Origin of the sequence: Bacteroides sp. AF32-8BH, assembly GCF_003435205.1 — a bacterium.
GTDB classification, from domain to species: domain Bacteria; phylum Bacteroidota; class Bacteroidia; order Bacteroidales; family Bacteroidaceae; genus Bacteroides; species Bacteroides ovatus.
Genome location: NZ_QVLZ01000016.1, coordinates 1 through 378 on the forward strand (window position 1 = coordinate 1; position 378 = coordinate 378).

Consider the following 378-nt stretch of genomic DNA (forward strand, 5'->3'; position numbering starts at 1 on the left):
GAAATGAAGATACCATTAAACAGAATAACAGATTGGATGCTATTAACAAATGGTTCAACTCCCTAAACAAGATTGGTTAGCCACAGAACATTATAAATTCGTAAAATAAAATATGATTGAAGCACTGAAAAATATAGGATTCGTCGTTACAGAACGATTGGAAAGAAAAGAATTAAGCTCTGATTTACAAAATCGGTATTCCGAACTTCCTGCGGACTATCAGGAGTTTTTACAACGGTTTCAGACAATCACGAATGAAAGTGATAATGTATGGTTTAATTCCATAGAGGACTTTAACGGAGAAAGCGATAGCGGATTCCGTTGGAATGAATTTGAGCTGATGGGACTTGAGGCGTTGGCAGATGATAAGGAATCCTG

The 378-nt window shown here is 36.5% G+C and carries 1 pseudogene; it reads left to right on the top strand.

Annotated elements, in window-relative coordinates:
* Positions 1 to 112 precede the first annotated feature (112 nt).
* Positions 113 to 378: pseudogene (locus tag DWZ47_RS30970) on the top strand (SMI1/KNR4 family protein); the annotation flags it as partial.